Origin of the sequence: Brevundimonas aurifodinae, assembly GCF_040195595.1 — a bacterium.
GTDB classification, from domain to species: Bacteria; Pseudomonadota; Alphaproteobacteria; order Caulobacterales; family Caulobacteraceae; genus Brevundimonas; species Brevundimonas aurifodinae.
Window position 1 is genome coordinate 289,637 of the sequence record NZ_JBEGDD010000001.1, and the last position, 19,736, is coordinate 309,372.

General features: G+C 69.2%; 19 protein-coding genes. 12 read left to right on the forward strand and 7 right to left on the reverse strand.

All coding sequences use genetic code 11. The features are described from left to right. Positions 1–43: 43 nt before the first annotated feature. The 5 genes from ABN401_RS01485 to ABN401_RS01505 are packed head-to-tail and all read right to left on the reverse strand — an operon-like array spanning position 44 to position 1,873. Positions 44–367, reverse strand: a complete 324-nt coding sequence (locus ABN401_RS01485; protein ID WP_349683041.1) for a type II toxin-antitoxin system PemK/MazF family toxin — start codon at positions 365–367, stop codon at positions 44–46. Continuing rightward, positions 349–567 (reverse strand): hypothetical protein, encoded by a 219-nt coding sequence (locus ABN401_RS01490; protein ID WP_349683042.1) that lies wholly within the window; start codon positions 565–567, stop codon positions 349–351. The genes ABN401_RS01485 and ABN401_RS01490 overlap by 19 nt, the downstream gene beginning before the upstream one ends. Before the next feature lie 43 nt (positions 568–610). Next, the gene (locus tag ABN401_RS01495; RefSeq protein WP_349683043.1) at positions 611–829 is read right to left on the reverse strand and encodes a hypothetical protein; all 219 of its coding nucleotides are present in this window, start codon (positions 827–829) and stop codon (positions 611–613) included. Beyond that, entirely contained in the window at positions 829–1,401 is a 573-nt protein-coding gene (gene def / locus ABN401_RS01500; protein WP_349683044.1) for a peptide deformylase, read from the reverse strand. Before def ends, ABN401_RS01495 begins: the two co-directional genes overlap by 1 nt. A gap of 31 nt (positions 1,402–1,432) precedes the next feature. After that, complete coding sequence (locus tag ABN401_RS01505) at positions 1,433–1,873, reverse strand: acyl-CoA thioesterase (protein WP_432763509.1); 441 nt, start codon at positions 1,871–1,873, stop codon at positions 1,433–1,435. 129 nt (positions 1,874–2,002) lie between these two features. Between ABN401_RS01505 and ABN401_RS01510 the strand changes: the two genes are divergently transcribed. From ABN401_RS01510 to rplS, 12 genes are all read left to right on the forward strand, one after another. Continuing rightward, complete coding sequence (locus ABN401_RS01510; protein ID WP_349683045.1) at positions 2,003–2,887, forward strand: GNAT family N-acetyltransferase; 885 nt, start codon at positions 2,003–2,005, stop codon at positions 2,885–2,887. Further along, complete coding sequence (gene tsaE / locus ABN401_RS01515; RefSeq protein ID WP_349683046.1) at positions 2,884–3,357, forward strand: tRNA (adenosine(37)-N6)-threonylcarbamoyltransferase complex ATPase subunit type 1 TsaE; 474 nt, start codon at positions 2,884–2,886, stop codon at positions 3,355–3,357. The genes ABN401_RS01510 and tsaE overlap by 4 nt, the downstream gene beginning before the upstream one ends. Then, positions 3,350–4,450: an N-acetylmuramate/N-acetylglucosamine kinase AmgK gene (gene amgK, locus ABN401_RS01520; RefSeq protein WP_349683047.1), complete on the forward strand. Its 1,101-nt coding sequence runs from the start codon at positions 3,350–3,352 to the stop codon at positions 4,448–4,450. Before tsaE ends, amgK begins: the two co-directional genes overlap by 8 nt. Before the next feature lie 29 nt (positions 4,451–4,479). Beyond that, positions 4,480–5,169 (forward strand): N-acetylmuramate alpha-1-phosphate uridylyltransferase MurU, encoded by a 690-nt coding sequence (gene murU, locus ABN401_RS01525; protein WP_349683249.1) that lies wholly within the window; start codon positions 4,480–4,482, stop codon positions 5,167–5,169. Further along, positions 5,166–8,219, forward strand: coding sequence for a double-strand break repair protein AddB (gene addB, locus ABN401_RS01530; protein WP_349683048.1), 3,054 nt, complete (start codon positions 5,166–5,168; stop codon positions 8,217–8,219). Before murU ends, addB begins: the two co-directional genes overlap by 4 nt. Further along, positions 8,216–11,707, forward strand: coding sequence for a double-strand break repair helicase AddA (gene addA / locus ABN401_RS01535; RefSeq protein WP_349683049.1), 3,492 nt, complete (start codon positions 8,216–8,218; stop codon positions 11,705–11,707). Before addB ends, addA begins: the two co-directional genes overlap by 4 nt. A gap of 230 nt (positions 11,708–11,937) precedes the next feature. Then, the gene (locus ABN401_RS01540; protein WP_349683050.1) at positions 11,938–12,363 is read left to right on the forward strand and encodes a DUF1493 family protein; all 426 of its coding nucleotides are present in this window, start codon (positions 11,938–11,940) and stop codon (positions 12,361–12,363) included. Between the two features lie 110 nt (positions 12,364–12,473). Continuing rightward, positions 12,474–12,812, forward strand: a complete 339-nt coding sequence (trxA, locus tag ABN401_RS01545; RefSeq protein ID WP_349683051.1) for a thioredoxin — start codon at positions 12,474–12,476, stop codon at positions 12,810–12,812. Between the two features lie 359 nt (positions 12,813–13,171). Continuing rightward, complete coding sequence (locus ABN401_RS01550; RefSeq protein WP_349683052.1) at positions 13,172–15,010, forward strand: DUF885 domain-containing protein; 1,839 nt, start codon at positions 13,172–13,174, stop codon at positions 15,008–15,010. Between the two features lie 218 nt (positions 15,011–15,228). Next, entirely contained in the window at positions 15,229–15,927 is a 699-nt protein-coding gene (locus tag ABN401_RS01555; RefSeq protein ID WP_349683053.1) for an NYN domain-containing protein, read from the forward strand. Between the two features lies 1 nt (position 15,928). Then, positions 15,929–16,678, forward strand: a complete 750-nt coding sequence (trmD, locus tag ABN401_RS01560; RefSeq protein ID WP_349683054.1) for a tRNA (guanosine(37)-N1)-methyltransferase TrmD — start codon at positions 15,929–15,931, stop codon at positions 16,676–16,678. A 3-nt stretch (positions 16,679–16,681) separates the two neighbouring features. Beyond that, the gene (rplS, locus tag ABN401_RS01565) at positions 16,682–17,113 is read left to right on the forward strand and encodes a 50S ribosomal protein L19 (RefSeq protein ID WP_349683055.1); all 432 of its coding nucleotides are present in this window, start codon (positions 16,682–16,684) and stop codon (positions 17,111–17,113) included. Positions 17,114–17,189: 76 nt separating this feature from the next. Here the strand turns inward: rplS and ABN401_RS01570 are convergent, their stop codons facing one another. Both ABN401_RS01570 and ABN401_RS01575 read right to left on the reverse strand, forming a co-directional pair. Continuing rightward, complete coding sequence (locus ABN401_RS01570) at positions 17,190–17,891, reverse strand: LamG-like jellyroll fold domain-containing protein (protein ID WP_349683056.1); 702 nt, start codon at positions 17,889–17,891, stop codon at positions 17,190–17,192. Continuing rightward, positions 17,888–19,456, reverse strand: a complete 1,569-nt coding sequence (locus tag ABN401_RS01575; RefSeq protein WP_432763512.1) for a pectate lyase — start codon at positions 19,454–19,456, stop codon at positions 17,888–17,890. Before ABN401_RS01575 ends, ABN401_RS01570 begins: the two co-directional genes overlap by 4 nt. Positions 19,457–19,736 lie beyond the last annotated feature (280 nt).

Below are 19,736 nucleotides of genomic sequence, written 5' to 3' on the forward strand. Positions count from 1 at the left end.
ACGTGGGTGCCGCCGCGTCAAGGGGCGGCTCGCGGGCCGATGCTCAGGCGAGGCCGAGGAACACCGCGAGCGCAGCGTCCACGCGATCAAGCGAGGACCGCTCCAACCTGCCGATCGTCTGGCCGATCTTGTCCGCATAGACGGTCTGCGATTTGTCGACCATCACTTGGCACCGCTGCTTCAGCCCGTTCATGGCGGCGGGAAAGAGATTCAGCCGGAATGAGGTCCGAGTCCGCAGGTCCGTGGTCAAAGGCAAGAGAGTCAGGCTGTCCAGGTGGCCAAAGGCATCGGCCTGAATCACCAAACCGGGCCGCGGCTTGCCGAAGTCTCGCGGGAAGACCGCGACGACTATCTGTCCTCGTTCCATTCCCAGCCCGTGGTGTCAGCAATGGACTCCCAGTCCTCCTGGAGTTGCCGGTCCTCGGGGCTTTCGCGCAATGCCTTCGCCATGGCCGCGATCTCGGCCTGGCCCTGGGGCGAGCGATAATGCGCCGCCATCCGATTGACCTCTTCGATCAGATCGGGGCGGAGCAGCAATGGAACATATTCAGGATCAACCTGGCCCATGCTCGGCAATCTAGCATGAGAGCTCGAGCCTGTCGAAATCGGCCTACTGCCAGCGCGTCCCCACGCCGCCGCCCTCGTCCCATTCGCCACCGGCGTCCAGGGCGTCGTCGAAGTCGAGCAGTCGGTCCAGCACGACGCCCGCGATCACGCCCAGCACCGCCACCCCGACCAGGGTCGCGACCGAGCCCAGCCCGATCTTCTCGGACCGCGTCAGGCGACGGCGACCCTGGGGGTCGATGACATAGGACTTGCGGCGGGCCATCAGGCGTCCTCTCTCAGGCGCATGGTCTTCCTGACCTTGGACATCGCCCGGTCGCGGCGCAGCCGCGACAGGTGGTCGATGAACAGAACGCCGTTCAGATGGTCCAGTTCGTGCTGGAAACAGACGGCGTACAGGCCCTCGATCTCCTCCTCGATCCGCTGACCCTCGCGGTCCAGATAGGCGACGCGCACCCGGGCCGGGCGCTCGACCTCGTCGAAATATTCGGGGATCGAGAGGCAGCCTTCCTCGTAGCAATAGGTCTCGTCCGAGGCCCACAGGACCTCGGGATTGACGAAGAAGCGCGGATTGGGGACGCGGACTTCCTCGCCGTCGGCGGCGGGATCGACGTCGGCCGGGGGCGGGCCGTCGCCCAGGTCCATGACGACAACCCGGCGCAGGTCGCCGATCTGCACGGCCGCCAGGCCGATACCCGGCGCGTCGTACATGGTCTCCAGCATGTCATCCATCAGGGCGCGCACGCCGTCGTCGACCGCGTCGACGGGCTTCGATACCTGCTTCAGGACGCCCAGGTCGGCGGCGTTGTCGATGGTCAGGATTCGACGAATGGCCATGGTGGTCAGGTAGGCTCGGCTTACGTTTGGGTCAAGTTTGCTGGCTATTGAAGGGGGGAAGCGGCCTGGGCTTCCGGTCCGCGTCGATCGCCACATAGGTGAAGACGCCCTCGGTCACGCGGGTGACCTGTTCGGACGAGCGGGGCCGCTTCCACGCCTCGACCCGGACGCGCACCGAGGTCCGGCCGGCCTTCAGCACCGTGGCGTACAGGGAGACCTCGTCCCCGACCGAGACCGGCTGGTGGAACACCATGGCGTCGACCGCCACGGTGGCGCAGCGGCCGTGGGCGAGATCGAAGGCCGGGGTCGAGCCGGCGAGGTCCATCTGGGCCAGCAGCCAGCCGCCGAAGATGTCGCCCTCAGGATTGGTGTCGGCGGGCATGGCGATGACCCGGCCGACCAGTTGGCCATCGGGTGACGCGGGCGGTGCCGCCGTGTCTTCGCCGGCGGAGGACGGGGTCTCGGGTTTCATGTCTGGCTCCGGAAACGGGCGGGCCGCGGGCCTACCATCGGCGCGGGCGCAGCGGAACCCGGGCACGGGCTGCGGCGTCCGAACCCATCGCTTGCCTGTCTCCCGGCGAGCGGCGACAAGTGGTCACCCATGACCATCGCCGATCCCTCCCTTTCGGACGCTCGCGCCGTGCCCGCTCAGCGGAGCCGGCGGCACATCGTCGACGTCCTGATCGCCGAGCGCGCGCCCCGGTTGACCGGCTCGGCGCTGTGGCCCCTGGCGCGGCCGGGACTCTACGCGCTCCTGGGCTATGGCAAGGCGCGGCGCATGGCCGACGCCATCGCCATGCTGTCGGGCCAGGCGGCGCTGGATCATGTGTCGGACCTGCTGGACCTGAAGGTGTCGAGCCTGAACCTCGACCGGCTGCCCGCGACCGGCCGCTGCGTCGTCGTGGCCAATCACCCGACCGGCATCGCCGACGGGATCGCCGTCTATGACGCCATCCGCACGCGCCGGGCCGACGCCATCTATTTCGCCAACGCCGACGCCATCCGCGTCTCGCCTCGCCTGGCCGAGGTTGTCATCCCGGTCGAATGGGTGGTCGACAAGCGCACGCGCGACAAGACCCGCGCCACCCTCGACGCCGCCCGCGCCGCCTTCGAGGCCGAGCGGTGCGTGGTCATGTTTCCCGCCGGCCGCCTGGCCCGCGTCGGCAGGGACGGCCAGCTGACCGATCCCGACTGGGCCCCCACCGCGGCGTCCCTTGCCCGGAAATATCAGGCGCCCATCATCCCGGTCCACGTCACCGGCCCGACCTCGACCCTGTTTCATCTGTTCGACAGGGTGTCGAAGGAACTGCGGGACGTAACCCTGTTCCACGAGCTGCTGAACAAGCGGAAGAAGCCGTTCCGCCTGAGCGTCGGAAAGCCCATACCGCCGTCGCGGCTGGACATCGACGCGGCGAAGGCGACCTACGCCCTGAAGGCCTTCACCGAACGGGTCCTGCCGACCCAGCCCGATGCGGATTTCGCGTGACGACGGTCCGGCTGGAGGACGAGGCGGCGACGACGCGCCTGGGTCAGGCGATCGCGCCCCGGCTCGCGCCGGGCGAGGCCGTGCTGCTGGAAGGGCCCCTGGGCATGGGCAAGTCGACCCTGGCGCGCGGCCTGATCCGGGCGCTCGCCGGACCGGACGAGGACGTGCCCAGCCCCACCTTCACCCTGGTCCAGTTCTACGAGACCGACCCCCCCATCGCCCATTTCGACCTCTATCGGCTGGAGCGGCCGGAAGAAGCGCGTGAGATCGGGCTGGACGAGGCGATGGACGTCGGGGCGGTGCTGATCGAATGGCCCGGGCGGCTGGGCGGCGACCTCGCGCGGGTTCTTGGCCCCGACCGGCTGACGATTTCGCTTTCCGAGGCCGGCGACGGACGCGATGCGACCGTTTCTGGCGTAGGGACATGGGCAGAGAAGATCGAACGACTGGTCGAAGGCGGGCATGACTGAGACGAACACCGATCGCGAAGCCGAGCGGCGGGCCTTCCTCGCCTCGGCCGGACTGGCCGATGCGCGACGCGCGCCCCTGCCGGGCGACGCCTCCACGCGCCGGTACGAGCGGCTGTTTCCGGCCGACGGCCCCTCCCTGATGCTGATGGACCAGGTGGCTGCGGCCGAGAGCCCGCCCGCCGATCCGACCTGGTCGCCCGAACGGCGTCGCGCCGAGGGCTGGAACGCGGTGGCCCGCCTGTCGGCCGGCCGTATCGAGGCCTTCGTGGCGGTCGCGGCCCATCTGCGCGCGGTCGGCCTGTCGGCCCCGGACATGAAGGCGGTCGATGCGCCCACCGGTCTGGCGGTGCTGGAGGACTTCGGAGAGACCGTCTTCGCCCGCGTGATCGAGGACGGTCAGGACGAGACGCCCCTCTATCTCGCCGCCGTCGAGGCCTTGGCACGGCTGCATGCGGCGGGCGCGCCGTCCACGCTCAGCGGCCCGGCGGGCGACTGGCCGCTCCAGACCTATGACCAGACCGCGCTCCAGGGCGGGGCGGACCTGTTCGTGGAATGGCTGCCCCGGCTGCGGCCTGATCTGTCTTTCGATGAGGCCGCGATCGCCGCGTGGCGCGAGGCCTGGGCTCCGGTGGTGGCCGAGGGCGCGGGGGGCGCGTCGGTGATGGCCCATCGCGACTATCACGCCGAGAACCTGATCTGGCTGCCCGAGCGGGAGGGCCCGGCCCGGGTCGGCATGATCGACTTCCAGGACGCGGTGCTGGCCCATCCCTCGTGGGACCTGCATTCCCTGCTCCAGGACGCCCGCCGCGACGTCTCGCGGGAGCTGGAGGCCGAGGCGCTGGATCGCTACTTCGCGGTCGCCGAGGTGTCGGATCGCGCCGCCTTCCTGCGCGGTTACGCGGGGCTGGCGGCGCTGAACGAGGCGCGCATCCTCGGCGTCTTCGCCCGGCTGATCGCCCGCGACGGCAAGCCCCGGTATGCGTCGTTCATGCCGCGCATGTGGGCCCATCTGAACCGCAATCTCGAAAAGCCCGGGCTGGAAGGCGTCGCCCGCTGGTTCGACCGCCATGTCCCCGCCGAGACGCGCCGATGACGATGCCGCCGAACGCGCCGAAGACCGCCATGGTGCTGGCCGCCGGGCTGGGCACCCGCATGCGCCCCCTGACCGACGACCGCCCCAAGGCCCTGGTCGAGGTCGGCGGCCGGGCCCTGATCGACCATGTGCTCGACAGGCTTGCCGAGGCGGGCGTGACGACGGCGGTGGTCAACGTCCACTGGTTCGCCGACCGGCTGGAGGGTCATCTGGCTGGACGGACCCGCCCGCGCATCCTGATCTCCGACGAACGCGAGGCTCTGCTGGAGACCGGCGGCGGCCTGAAGAAGGCGAAGGCGCTGCTCGGCGACGATCCCGTCTTCGTTGCCAACATTGACAGCGTCTGGATCGACCGGGGCGACGCCATCGCCGATCTCGCCCGCCAGTGGGACCCGACGAAGATGGACGCCTGCCTGCTGCTGGCCCGCCGCGAAGGCTCCATCGGCTTCGAAGGCGAGGGGGACTTCTTCCTGGCCGACGATGGGCGGCTGACGTTTCGGGGAGACGCGCCTTCCGCCCCCTTCGCCTATATGGGCCTGCACATCACCCGGCCCGATTACGCGGACGGCGGGCCGGACGGGCCGTTCTCGCTGAGCCCGCTGTGGCGCGCCTCGGCGGCGGCGGGGCGGCTCTTCGGCTGCGTGCTGGACGGCGACTGGATGCACGTCGGCGACCCCCAGGCCCGGGACGAGGCCGAGGCGCGGCTGGCGGGTTCGTGACCGCATTCGATCCATTTCCGCATACTGCGCCCCGCTGGTTCGCCATCCCGGCGCACCGGCCGTTCCTCGACGATCTCGCCGCCGGCGTGCTGGACTGGCTGGGGGACCGGCCGCCCGAGGCCTTGTCGGATGCCGTGATCCTGCTGCCTAACCGCCGCGCGGCGCGAGCGTTCGGCGCGGCGCTCGCCACCCAGGCGCAGGGTCGGCCGGTGCTCCTGCCCCAGGTCCGGCCGCTGGGCGATCTGGAAGAGGACGAGCCGCCGTTCGGACCCGGCGAGCTGGGCCTCGATCTGCCGCCCGCCATCGCGCCTCTGACCCGTCGCTTCGAGATGGCGCGGATGATCGTGGAGGACTTCCTGCCCGGCCACCCGCCGCTGCGCGCATTGGAGCTGGCCGACAGCCTCGGCCGTTTTCTCGATTCCTGCCACATCGAGGAGGTCGAGGCCCCCGAGCGGGTGGCGACGCTGGCCCCCGAAGACCTGGCCGAACACTGGCAGGCCTCGGCCGAATTCCTGGGTCTCGCGGTCGAGGCCTGGCCCCGGCGGCTGGAGGCCATGGGACTGGTCGATTCCAGCTGGCGGCGCACCCGGCTGCTGCGGCTGCTGGCCCGCCGCTGGGCCGAGGCCCCGCCGACCGGCCCGGTCATCGCCGCCGGATCGACCGGAACGGTCAAGGCCGCCGCCGATGTGCTGAGGGCCGTCGCGAACGCGCCCCAAGGCTGCGTCGTGCTGCCCGGCCTCGACCACGACCTCGCCGAAGACGCCTGGGCGGCCGTCGACGAACCTCATCCTCAAGGCGCGCTGAAACGGCTGCTCGACCGCGCCGAGGTCGAGCGCGCCGCCGTCCGGCCGTGGTTCCGGGGCGTGGTCGCCGTTGCCGAGGAAGCCAGCGGCCAGGCCCGCGCCCGCTTGCTGAACGAGGCGCTGCGTCCCGCCGACGCCACCGCCGACTGGCGCACCGAGATCGCCCGCATCCGAGCCGAGACCGCTGCCAGAGGCCAGTCCGCCGATCCTGTCGCCCTGGGCCTCCAGGGCCTGTCCGTCGTCGCCTGTCGCGCAGAGGAGGAGGCCGCCCAGACCATCGCCCTTCTGATGCGCGAGACGCTGGAAACGCCGGGTCGGACCTGTGCGCTGGTCACGCCGGACCTCGCGCTCGGTCGCCGCGTCGCCGCGCGGCTGGAGCGCTGGGGCATCGTCGCCGACAGCTCTTCGGGCGCGACGCTGGAGCGGATGCCGGTCGGGACCCTGGTCGACCTGGCCGCGCGGTTTGTTGCCGATCCGCTCAACCCCCAGACCCTGCTGGGCCTGCTCAAGACCCCGGCGATCACCCTGCCGGAAGCGACCATGATCGCCGTCCGCGCGCTGGAGACATCCGCCCTGCGTGGCCCGGCGCCGCGTCGCTGGACCCGGATCGCCGAACGCCTTGACCGGTCGGGCCAACCCCGGCGCGATGGCGATGTCGTTTCCGAGTCCGCGAAGTCTGCGCTCGCCGAAGCCGCCGCCCTCGCCGAGCGACTGCGTGTCCTGTCCGAAACCGCCCGCGCCCCCTTCTCCCCCGAAGCCCCGCTGGATCAGGCCGCCCGCGCCCTGACCGCCCTGATCGAGTCGCTCGCCGGCGCCGACGTCTGGTCCGGCCCGGACGGCGAGGCCGCAGCCGCCCTGTTGTCCCAGCTGATCGAGGGCGGTGCGTCGCTCGGCCCGATCGATCCCGAGGCCTTCGCGGAACTGATCCATGCCCTGCTGCGCGAGACCACCGTCCGCACCGGCGGAGCGACCCATCCGTCCCTCCGGATTCTGGGCGCCATCGAGGCGCGGCTGGCGCGGGCCGACCGGATGATCCTGGCCGGGCTGGAGGAGACGGTCTGGCCCGCCGCCGCGCCCACCGACCCCTTCCTGTCGCGCCCCATGCGCCAGACGCTCGGTCTGCCGCCGCCCGAGCGCCGCGTCGGCCAGACGGCGCAGGACTTCGTCCAGGCGGCGTCGAACCCCGAGGCCATCCTGATCCACCGCGAGCGTCTGGGCGGCCAGCCCGCCGTGCAGAGCCGCTGGCTGTGGCGGCTGCAGATGCTGACCGGCGGCGCGCACGGCGAACACACCAGGATCAAGATCGACCGGTCATGCCCCGCCGTCGACCTCGTGCGCGCGCTCGACGCCCCGACCGGTCCGGCCCGGCTGGCCAGGCGCCCGGCCCCCCGCCCCCCGGTCGAACGCCGCCCGCGTCAACTGCCCGTCACTGGCGTCGAACGCTGGGTGCGTGATCCCTATTCCATCCACGCCCGCTACATTCTGGGCCTGCGCGAGATGGACCGGCCGGGTCAGTCCGCCGAGGCGATGGCGCGCGGCTCGGCCATCCACAAGGCGGTCGAGCGCCTGACCCTGTCCTGGCCCGACGTCCTGCCCGACGACTGCGAGGCCCAGCTGACGGCCCTGCTGCACGAGGAGCTGACCGCCCACGGCTTCGAGGACGCCGCCATGGCGCGCGAGACGCCCCTGGCCCGGAACTGCGCCCGCTGGCTGACCGGCTTCGAGACCCGCCGCCGCGCGAGGGGCATCGAGATCCGCGTGGAGGAGGAGGTCGCCCTGACCTTCGCCGCGCCCGTCGGCCCCTTCACCGTCACCGCCAAGGCCGACCGCATCGAGCTGTCGGCCACCGGCGCGGCCATCCTGGACTTCAAGACCGGGGCCGCCCCCACCGCCAAACAGGTCAAGGCCGGGTTCGCACCGCAGCTGACCCTGACCGGAGCCATCCTGGCCGAGGCGGGCCTGAAAGATACCGGTCCGGTGACGCCCGAGGAACTGACCTATGTCCGCGTCGTGGGCCGCAAGGTCGCCGGCGAGGTCGCCACGCGCGGCGAGGGGGCAGAGGCCGAAGCCCTGTCCGAGGCGGCGCTGGCGGGGCTGAAGGCCCGCGTCGCCCGCTTCGACGATCCCATGACCCCCTATCTCAGCTGGGTGGCGCCTCAGTTCATGGGCACCTTCGGCGGCAACTACGACCGGCTGGCCCGCGTCTGGGAATGGTCCGTCATCGGCGGCGAGGAGGGTGCGGAATGAGCGCCGACGCCTCCCTCTCTCTCGATCTTGGCCGCATCCTGCCCGATCCGGCCCAGATCGACGCCGCCGATCCGCGCCAGTCGGTGTTCGTCACCGCCAACGCCGGCTCGGGCAAGACCTCGACCCTGGTGGACCGGGTGGCCCGGCTGCTGCTGGCCAAGGTCAGCGCCGCCGAGATCCTGTGCGTCACCTATACCAAGGCCGCCGCCGCCGAGATGCAGGCGCGCCTGTATCAGCGGCTCGGGGCCTGGGCCGTGGAAGACGACGCCAAGCTGCGCCAGTCGCTCGCCGACCTCGACAACCGCGATCCCGAGCGCCTGTCGGCCGACGATCTGCGTCAGGCGCGAAAGCTGTTCGCTCAGGCCCTCGACACGCCGGGCGGGCTGAAGATCCAGACGCTGCACGCCTTCTGCGAAAAGCTGCTGCGTCGCTTCCCGCTCGAGGCCGGCGTCACCCCCGGCTTCAAGGTGCTGGAGGATCAGGCCGCCGTCGCCCTCAGCCGCGCCGCCCGCGAGGATCTGGCTCGCCGGGCCCTGGACAACCCCGACGGCGCGATCGGCCGGGCCTATGCTCATTTCGCCGTCGCCCTGGCCTTCGCCGATTTCGAGGCGCTGCTGGCCCGCATCGAGCAGGACCGGGCCAAGCTGCTGGACTATGTCGCCCGCTGGCAGGACGGCCGCGCGCCCGGTCCGTGGATGCTTGCGGGGGCAGAGGAGGGCCGCGACGCCGCGACGATCGAGGCCGAGTTCATGCGCTATCTCGACCGCGCCGCCTGGCTGTCGGTCGCCGAGCAGATGGCGACCGGCGGCTCCGACGACACCAAATGCGCCGACCGGATGTGGCAGGCCGACTGGACCTTCGAGGGCGTGTCCTCGGTCTTCCTGACCGGCGGCAAGCCGCGCGCCCGGATCGCCACGTCCAAGGCCCCGCCTTTCGCCCGCGACTGGCTGACGACCCTGCAGGACAAGGTGATGGCCACCCTGGGCGAGGTGCGAAAGGCGCGTCTGGCCGAAGACACCCTCCACGTCCTGACCCTGGCCCAGGCCCACGGCGCTCTCTACGACCAGCGAAAGGCGGCCAAGGGCGCGCTCGATTTCGGCGACCTGGTGGCCCGCACGGTCGAGCTCCTGACGCAGCGGACCAGCGCCGCCTGGGTGCTCTACAAGCTGGACGGCGGCATCGAGCACGTCCTGATCGACGAGGCCCAGGACACGGCACCCGAGCAATGGGCGATCGTCTCGGCGCTGACCGAGGGCTTCTTCGCCGGGGTGGGCTCGCGCCGCTTCGGGGCCGGCACAGTCGAGCGCACCGTCTTCGCCGTGGGCGACGAGAAACAGTCGATCTATTCCTTCCAGGGGGCCCGACCCGAGCGGCTGAACCAGGAGGCGCAACGCTATGACCTGATGGTTCGCGGGGCGGGCTTCGCCTTCAAGGCGGTGGAACTGGCCACCTCCTTCCGTTCGACGCCCGAGGTGCTGGGCTTCGTCGACGCCGTGTTCGACGGGCCGGAGCGCACCCGCGCCCTGGTCGGCGAACAGGTCGCGGCCATCCCCGAGCACAAGGCGATGCGTGCGCTCGACCAGGGCTGTGTCGATCTGTGGCCCCTCTATCAGGACGAGAAGGCACCCGAGCGCGACGCCTGGGACGATCCCGTGGACGAGGAACCCGTCACCGGCGCCAGGAAACGCATGGCCGCCGCCCTCGCGCAGGAGATCAAGCGCCAGGTCGAGACCGGCGTCGCCGTCCAGAACAAGACCGACGGCGAACTCCGCCCCGCCGGATACGGCGACTTCCTGATCCTGGTGCGCCGCCGCGACGCCACCTTCGAGGAGATCATCCGCGCCCTGAAATCGGCCGGGGTGCCCGTGGCCGGGGCCGATCGGCTGAAGCTGTCGACCCACATCGCCTTCTCCGACCTGATCTCGCTGGCCCGGTTCGCGCTGTATCCCGACGACGACCTCAGCCTGGCCGAGGTGCTGCGCAGCCCCTTCTGCGACGTGGACGAGGACGGTCTGTTCGACCTCGCGGGGGCCAGGGAAAAGCGCGGCCGGCTGTGGCGCGAACTGCGCGACCGCGCCGCCGAACGGCCGGAGTGGGCCCGTGCCCGCGATCTGCTGACCTTCGCGATCGACACGCGGGGCCGCGATCCGTTCGCCTTCTTCTCCGGCCTGCTGAACGGCGTGGACGAGATGGGCCTCGGCGGCCGCGCCCGCGTCCTGGCCCGGCTGGGGCGCGAGGCCGAGGAGGCGCTGGACGAGACCCTCAACCAGGTCCTGGCGGCCGAGGATCGCGGCGGGCTCGATCTGGAGACCGCCCTGTCCATGCTGGAACAGGCGGACGTCGAGGTGAAGCGCGAGCTGGAGGGCGCGCGCGGAGAGGTCCGCGTCATGACCGTCCACGGCGCCAAGGGGCTGGAGGCGCCGGTGGTGATCCTGCCCGACACCACGTCCAGGGCGAAGGGCATGGGCCCGGCCCTGATGCCGGTCGCGCTCGATGACGGCGGCGAGGGCTGGCTGATGTGCCTGGGGCGCAAGGAAGAGGACTGCGAGGCCGCAGCGGGCGCCCGCGCCGCGCGCGAACAGCGGGCGGTGGATGAGAGCCTGCGCCTGCTCTACGTCGCCCTGACCCGCGCGCGGGACCGGATCATCGTCATGGGTCGCGGCGTCGGCAACCAGAAGGACGGCTTCGAGCCGGGCAGCTGGTGGTCGATCCTGACCGAGACGTTCGACCGGCTGGGCGAGCAGGTGCGCGACATCGGCGACGACCGCCGCCGCTTCGGCCACGACCCGCAGGTGCTGGGCCGGGGCTCGGCCGCCGTCGCCGCGCCCGCGACCGTCGTCCCCGACTGGGCCCGCCACGTCCCTCCGGTGGACCCCTCCGCCCGCTACGTCTCGCCGTCGCAGGCCAAGGGCCCCACCCGCGCCGCCGCCCCGTCGCCGCTCGCCGTGGCGTCGGGCGGGGAGGGTGCCCCTCTGGGTCGCTTCCGGCGCGGCGACCTGATCCATCTGTTGCTGGAACGCCTGCCCGAGATCGCGCCCGACGCCCGCCCCGAGGCCGCCCGCCGCCTGCTGGCCCGCGAGCGCGGCCTGTCCGACGTCCAGCGTAGCGAGATGATCGCGGCCGCGCATCGCGTGCTGGACGACCCCCGCTTCGCCCCCGTCTTCGGCCCCGGCTCCCGCGCCGAGGTCGCCCTGGTCGGCTCCGCGCCCGAACTCGCCCCCGGCGTCTCGATCAACGGCCGCATCGACCGCCTGGTCGTCACGCCCGAGCGCATTCTCGTCGTCGACTACAAGACCAACCGCCCCGCCCCCGACCGCATCGAGGACGCCGATCCCGCCTACGTCACCCAGATGGCGGTCTATGTCGCGGTGCTGCGGACGCTATACCCCGACCGCCCGGTCGAGGCGGCGCTGGTCTGGACGGATGGGCCGAGGTTGATGGCCGTGCCGGAGGGGATGATGGCGGAGGCGTTGGCGGGGCTCAGGTGATCACCGAGGCCGCCGCTTGGGTGAGGGCTCTGATACCATTCTTCCGCTCATCCCCGCGAAAGCGGGGACCCAGTGCTTTGGGCGATGATTGCGTGCGACTGTGCGCGGTCGTTGTCCCCAACCGCTCTGCCTCACTTCAGAACTGGGTCCCCGCTTTCGCGGGGATGAGCGGAGTGTTCAACGAGTGTCGTGCGGGATACGCGTAACCGAGGAGGAGATTGTAGGGGCGAATGAGCGAAACACGTCGTGAATTGTCGGCCTGGTTCGCGGACTTCTCGCGCGAGACGCTGACACTTGATGGCGAAGCAGACCTGTTCGCGCTGTACGGAATCGAAGGCGATGACGCTTTTGAGTTCATGGACGCTTTCGTCAATCGCTTCGACGTAGAAGTCGACGGCTACCGATGGTATTTCCATCACGCCGAGGAGGGCATGAACATCGGCGGCTGGTTCTTCAAGCCGCCGTATCGACGTGTGCAGCGTATGCCGATCACGCCTGACCTGATGGTCGAGGCCATCGACGGAAAGCACTGGCCGGTCCAATACCCTCCGCATGATTTACCGACAGTGCGTTGGGACATCCGCGTGAACCAGATGATGTTTGTAGTTCCTGTCGTCCTGTTTAGCCTTTGGCTGTGGAACCGATTTGTCGCCTGAGGGCAAGGAGCCGTCAACCACACCCCTCCGTTGCAATCCCCCAGAATCGCCCCACATCTCGCCTGAACAACAGACGGGCGCGCGCCGTGCGCCCTCACGGAGATATGCCCATGGCCACCGTCAAGGTCACCGACGACAGCTTCGACGCCGACGTGCTGAAATCCTCCACCCCCGTCCTGGTGGACTTCTGGGCGGAGTGGTGCGGCCCCTGCAAGCAGATCGGCCCGGCGCTGGAACAGATCGCCGACGAACTGGCCGGCCAGGTCACCATCGCCAAGATCAACATCGACGACAGCCCCCTGATTCCGTCCAAGCTGGGCGTGAAGGGCATCCCCACCCTGATGCTGTTCAAGGACGGCCAGATGGCCTCGCTGAAGGTCGGCGCCATGCCCAAGGGCAAGATCCTGGAATGGCTGGCCGAAACCGGCATCCAGGCCAAGATCGGCTGATCTAGGGTAGTCTGCTGCGTCGTATTGGGCGGTCCGAAGAGGTTCATCACAACGAGCACAGCGGAGGCACAACGAACACGACGGGACCGAGCGGTCTTAGGGATCGCCGATCGTTCACCCGGCCTGTTGCGCATGAGGAACTGCGGCTTCGCCGCCACCCCTTGATGAGACACCGATGCCGACGAGACCGATCGGCGACGGGTCCGCCCGTCCGGTCCCGTCGTGTCCGTTGTGCCTCCGCTGTGCTCGTTGTGATGAACCTCTCTCGGCACCCAACCCCAGACCCTGACAGCTTCATGCTTGCCTAAGCCGTCCGCATCGGGGACGGTCCCGGGTTCTTGTTTCTCCGGGAGTTTCCGATGCGTCGTCTTCTCGTGTCCTGCGCCGCCGCCACCCTGATCGCGGCGGGCGGTCTGGGCGTCGCGGCCTTCGCGCCCGCGCCCTTCCCCCAGGCCGAACAGACCGCCGAGGCCGACGCCCGGCTCGCCGCCTTCTTCGAGGACGCCTATGCCGAGCGGATCGCGCTCAGCCCCCAGCAGATGACCTCGCTGGGTCTCAAGACCGACTACGACAAGCTGGACGACTACACCCCCGCCGCTCAGGAGCGGTCCCTGGCCCTGGCCGAGCGGCAGCTGGCGGCCATGCAGGCCCAGTTCGACCCGGCGACCCTGAGCGCCCAGTCGCGCATGTCCTGGCGCCTGTTCGAGCACGGCGTGGTCCAGCAGCGCGAGAGCTTCCGCTGGCGCGACAGCGGCTATCCCGTCTCGTCCAGCGGCGGGGCGGGCGGCTCCCTGCCGGTCTTCATGATCAACAATCACCGCATCGACACGGTGTCGGACGCGCAGGCCTATGTCGCGCGCCTGATCGAGGTCGAGCGCGTGCTGGGCGAGGCGTCCACAACGATCCGCACCCGCGTCGCCGCCGGCATCACGCCCCCGACCTTCGTCTGGGAGCCGGCGCTGGGCGCGATCCGCAACGTGACGAACGGCGCCCCCTTCACCGACGGGCCGGACGTGGCGATCTGGGCCGACATCCAGGCCAAGGTCGGCCGTCTCGACATCCCCCAAGCCGAGAAGGACCGGCTGATCGCGTCGGCGCGCGAGGCCCTGACCGGCCCGTTCAAGCGCGGCTACGACGCCTATCTGGCGACCCTGATCGAGGTTCAGCCCCTGTCGGACAGCACCGACGGCGTCTGGCGTCTGCCGAACGGCGAGGCCTATTACGAGCACCGCCTGCGCGCCTCGACCACCACCGACCTGACCGCCGACCAGATCCACCAGATCGGCCTGGCCGAGGTCGCCCGCATCCAGGCCGAGATGGAGGTCATCAAGACCGCCGTGGGCTTTGACGGCACGCTGCAGGAGTTCTTCACCCACCTGAAGACCGACCCCCGGTTCCAGTATCCGAACACCGACGAGGGCAAGGCCCGGTATCTGGCCGACAGCCGCGCCTTCATCGCCCAGGTCATGGCCATCGCGCCACAGTGGTTCAGCGACCTGCCCGAGGCCGAGCTGGAGGTCCGCGCCGTCGAGGAATGGCGCGAACAGTCCAGCGGCATCGCCTTCTACAACCAGCCCGCCGCCGACGGCTCGCGGCCGGGCATCTACTACGTCAACCTGTCCGACATGGGTCAGGTTCTGCGCCCACAGACCGAGGGCATCGCCTATCACGAGGGCGCGCCCGGCCATCACTTCCAGATCGCCTATGCCCAGGAGCTGGATGGCCTGCCGCGCTTCCGTCGCTTCGGCGGCTATGGCGTCTATTCGGAAGGCTGGGGCCTGTATGCCGAGAAACTGGGCAAGGAGATGGGCTTCTATCAGGACCCCTATTCCGACTTCGGCCGGCTCTCGACCGAGCTGTGGCGGGCGGTGCGGCTGGTGCTGGACACCGGCATCCACGCCAAACGCTGGTCGCGCGATCAGGCCGCCGACTACTTCCGCCAGAACTCCCTGCTCAGCGAGCGCGACATCCGCCTGGAGGTGAACCGCTACATCTCCGGCCCCGGTCAGGCGACCAGCTACAAGATCGGCGAGCTGAAGATTCTGGAGCTGCGCGAACGGGCCCGCGCGGCGCTCGGCGACCGCTTCGACATCCGCGACTTCCACACCGTGGTCCTGGGCTCCGGCGCGGTGCCGCTGGACGTGCTGGAGGAACAGGTCGACGCCTGGATCGCGGCCGGGGGCGGGGCACCGCAGTAGGCAAGTCCACCATGTGAGTTATGCTTGATAAGGACGGCTGGCATTCAAAGAAGTTGCCGTCGTATTGAGCCTGAGATTGTGTTGCCTCAGAGACTCGGTCCCAGACTTTAATCACGCTGACTCTTGACCTTGGGCGGGCAGATCGCATCTATGCGATCCATCACCCCTCCGGCTGCCTCGGCGACCGGACGCACGGCGGGCCCTTATGGGGTCCGCCGTTGCATTTTCTGGCGGGCGGCATGCGGACTAATGTCTACGTCGATGGCTTCAATCTCTACTACGGATGTCTCAAGGGCACGCCGCATAAGTGGTTGGACCTTGAAGCGCTCTTTGACCGGGTTTTGCCGAACAACACCATTGAGTGCATCCACTATTTCACTGCTCGCGTGGAAGCCCGACCGAACGACCCAGATGTGGCAGTGAGGCAGGCGACCTATCTGCGTGCGCTCTCTACTTTGCCGCGAGTTCGAGTTCATTACGGGACGTTCTTGGCGTCTCCCGTGCGGGCACCAGTCTTGGAGTGCGATGCGAACGGAAAGCCCATCCGGCAGAACGGGAAACTCGTCGTGAAACGAAAACCGAACGGCGCCGTCCAGATGGAATGGGTTCACAAGACCGAGGAGAAAGGGTCTGACGTCAATCTCGCCGCCCATCTGCTGCGAGATGCCCTCAAAGGCGTAGTGCCGTGTGCAGTCGTGGTGTCGAACGACTCCGATCTCCTCATGCCGGTCCACATGGCGCAGATTGACGGAGGGATCGTCGTGGGCCTTGTGCCTCCTCGGCCTCAGGGAAGCGCGGAGCTCAAGCGGATGGCTAACTTCAAACGTGACATCCGTCCCCATCACTTGGCAGCCTCACAGTTTGCCGATGTCCTGCAAGATGCTGTGGGACTGATCACCAAGCCAAATACTTGGTGATATGCCGTTCACCGTGACCGTCCTGACCATGTTCCCCGAGGCCTTTCCGGGCCCGCTCGGCGTGTCCCTCATCGGCACGGCCTGGCGCGAGCGGGGGCTGTGGGGCCTGGAAACAGTGGACATTCGGAACTTTTCCGAAGATAAGCGCGGCTTCCTGGACGACACCCCCGCGGGTGGCGGCCCCGGACAGGTGCTGAAAGCGGACGTGGTGGCCCGGGCTCTCGACAGCCTTTCAGGTCCGCCCCGGCCGCTTTTGTACATGAGCGCACGCGGTCGACCCCTGACGCAGGCGCGAGTGAAAGAGTGGGCCAAGACGGACGGCATCGTCGTCCTGTGCGGCCGGTTCGAGGGGGTGGACCAGCGGGTGCTCGACGCCCGGGGGTTCGAGGAGGTCAGCGTCGGAGACGCGGTTCTCGCCGGTGGCGAGGCGGCGGCGATGGTGCTGATCGAGGCGTGCGTACGACTGATCCCCGGTGTTCTGGGCCAGGCGATGAGCCTGAGTTCCGAGAGCTTCGAGGATGGTCTTCTGGAGCATCCGCAGTTCACCCGACCGCGGACGTTCGAGGGGATCGATATTCCGGAGGTCCTCCTGTCCGGCGACCACAAGCGCGTGGCCGCCTGGCGTCAGGCCCAGAGGGAAGAGACGACCCGGGAACGACGGCCAGACCTCTGGGCGGCGCATCTGGATCAAAGACCCGCGGAACCCTCCGCCAAATCACAGCTAAAGAGCAAAAAAGCTCGAGGAGAATAGACCATGGCCAACATCCTTCAGACCCTGGAGGCCGAAGAGAAGGCGCGGTTGATCGAAAAGCGTTCGATCCCCGACTTCCAGCCCGGCGACACCCTGCGCGTCAACGTCCGCATCAAGGAAGGCGAGCGTGAACGCATCCAGGCCTTCGAGGGCGTCTGCATCGCCCGCGCCGGCGGCGGCGTGAACGAGAACTTCACGGTCCGGAAGATCAGCTTCGGCGAGGGCGTCGAGCGCGTCTTCCCGATCCTGTCGCCCAACATCGAGTCCATCGAGGTCAAGCGTCGCGGCGTCGTCCGTCGCGCCAAGCTCTATTACCTGCGCGATCGTCGCGGCAAGTCGGCCCGCATCGCCGAGCGCCAGACCGTGCGCCCCGCCAAGGGCGTCGTCGTGCCGGAAACCGGCAAGGCCGAAGTCCCGGCGACCGACGAGGCATGATGCTTGGGGCTACCGCCCTTCGGGCTACTTGAGCCCATCGGAAATCGGGCCCCGGCGGAAACGTCGGGGCCTTTTTCTATCGAGGCCGTACACCCGTGAACTGATCCGGGCGCAGGTGTCTCCGCGTGAACCGCGCTTCGGCGATCGCACCATTGAAATAGTTAACCCGGTTGATCCGTGTGCCGACCGACGCCCGCCCGGGCCCCTGGGGCGTGAAGGCGATCCCGGCCTCGCCCTGCAATTCCCCATCGACGAACGCCCGATAGGTCGTCCCGTCACAGGTCTGGGCGACGTGATACCAGCGGCCGACCGGATGCCGCTTCTCTGGAAACAGCAGGGTCTGGTTGTAGGTCGGCCCCTTCACGAAGGTGTCCAGCGCCCACTGGTCGCCATAGACGCGGATCTCGAACAGGAAGCGGGTGCCGACCGGGGTTTCGCCCGGCGCGACGACCTCGTCGGATTGCAGATGCAGCCAGCGTTGCTCGAAGGCTCCGCCGTCCGGCCGGAACACGGCCTCGAAGGCGAAGGTGGCCGCCCCCGCCAGAGGATGGGCCCCGATGAACAGGGCGTCGTCGACGCCGTCGAACCGCATCGCCCCGTGCGGGGTCGGCCCCTCGATCCGCTCCGGCGCGCCCTCGATCGTCAGGGGCGCGGCGATGCTGTCCAGATCGCCGAACCGCCAAACGGTCTGTCCGGCCGCCGCGTCCTGCCAGGTCGCGCACCCGGCCAGAGGCAGACCTGCCAGCCCCAGGGTCACGGCGCGGCGATCCGGCGTCATGGCGCGGCCGACCCTTCCAGCGCCTCGATCAGATCGCCCATGTTCCGCACGAAGGCCTCGGTCGAGACGCCCTCCACGGGATAGTCGGTGTTCCACGGTGAGGTGTCGTGCAGGTCGCCGACGCGGGTGATCCTGTATTCGCCGCCCACCGGCGTGGCCGGTCCCGGGCCGATATAGGGGTTGGACGTCGCCCTCAGGGGCGTCGGCCAATACCCCCGCGTGTTCAGGGCCGCGACCAGCTCTCCGGCCCGGCGCGCGGCGGGCGGCCGGGCGCGCCGCGTGGCCGTGCCCATGTCCTGCCAGGACACGTCCCTCAGGGTAAAGTATTTCGGCAGGGTCCGGGTGCCGGCACGCGCCAGCAGGGGCGATCCGGCGCTGACCTGTTCCGGCGTCTGGGCCGCCAGGGTCGCGTACTGCTCACGCAGACCAGCGACGTTCAGTGTACGGAATGATCCATAGTGGACCAGGGTGTCGTTGGGATTCCGGTCGGCATAGTATTCGCCGTTGACGACGTTCGAGCCGCGCCGGTGGATATACCATGGCTGGTTCGTGCCCGGCTCGATGAAGGTCGGGTGGGTCCGTCCGTTCAGGCGCAACTCGGGCGGCAGGGCGACCGAGTCCAGCCAGTCCAGCGCCTCCGGCACGCGCGCGATGTATCTCCGGTCGCCGGTCAGGCGATAGAAGTTGAGCAGCTGCTGGACATTGTTCGCCGTGGTGTGGGTCGTCAGGGCCTCGGGCTCATAGGTCCGCGCCGCCGACGGTTTCAAACTGTCGGGGTAATGCTGCAGCCCCCATCCGGCCTGGGGCGCGGGCTGCTGGGTTTGCAGCACGATGTCCATGCCCCTGCGGATCGTCGACAGCACCCGGTCGCGGGTCAACCCCCGTCCCTCGCGGCCAGAATTCAGGGAGAGGGGCGCCAGCCGATTTCCCATCGTCTGATGGACGAAGATCAGGAACTCCAGGTTCTCCCCGGCCACATCGTCGTTGAAGGTGATCAGCCGCGTGTAGTCCGCCTGTCCGTGTACCCCCCCATCCTCGATGAAGGGAAAGCGCTGGGGCCAGCCGCCGTTCTCGTACTGGCTGTCCAGCACGAACCGCACGGCCCTTTGCAGCGGCGCCAGATAGGTCCGCTCGCCCTCCAGCACGAGCCTCAGCATCAGTTGCGACGCCTCGGAGGTCCCGGCGTCGTCGAAGGTGGCGTTGCCGTAGTCGCGGTGGAATTCCTCCATCCGCCAGGCGTTCTGGCCATAGGTCTCGTACCACTGGCGCAGACTGTCCTCGCCGGCCGTGTCGATGACATAGTTCCATCCGCCGGCCGGATGCTGACCCCGCACCAGGGCGTCGGCCGCCGACTTGGCCGCTTCCAGGAACTGCCGGTCGCCCGTGGCGTGATAGGCGTCGAGAAAGGCGTGACCCATGGTGCCGGTGCCGGGGGGCTGGACCCAGATCATGGTCGGGGCCGCCTCCAACTCGCCCCAGCGGCGCGAAAAGTCCGGCAGATAGGTCCAGACATATCCACCCTCGACCGCCGCCTCGTCGGTCATGAAGGCCGCCGCCCGCTTCATCGTCGCTAGGATGGCCGCGCGGTCGGGCGTGGACTGAGCGACGGCCGGCGTCGCTGCGAAGGCCACCGTCGAGGCCAGAAACACTCGTCGATCCAACGAGAACCCAACACGCCCTCCCTTCCGCTCATCCCCGCGAAAGCGGGGATCCAGTGTTTTGGAAGATGAGCCCTCCAAGAGGGTCGATCGGTTCATCCCAGACACCGTGCCTCGCGAAAGAACTGGGTCCCCGCTTTCGCGAGGATGAGCGGAAAAGAAGCGTAAGCCAGCCTCGACCTTACAG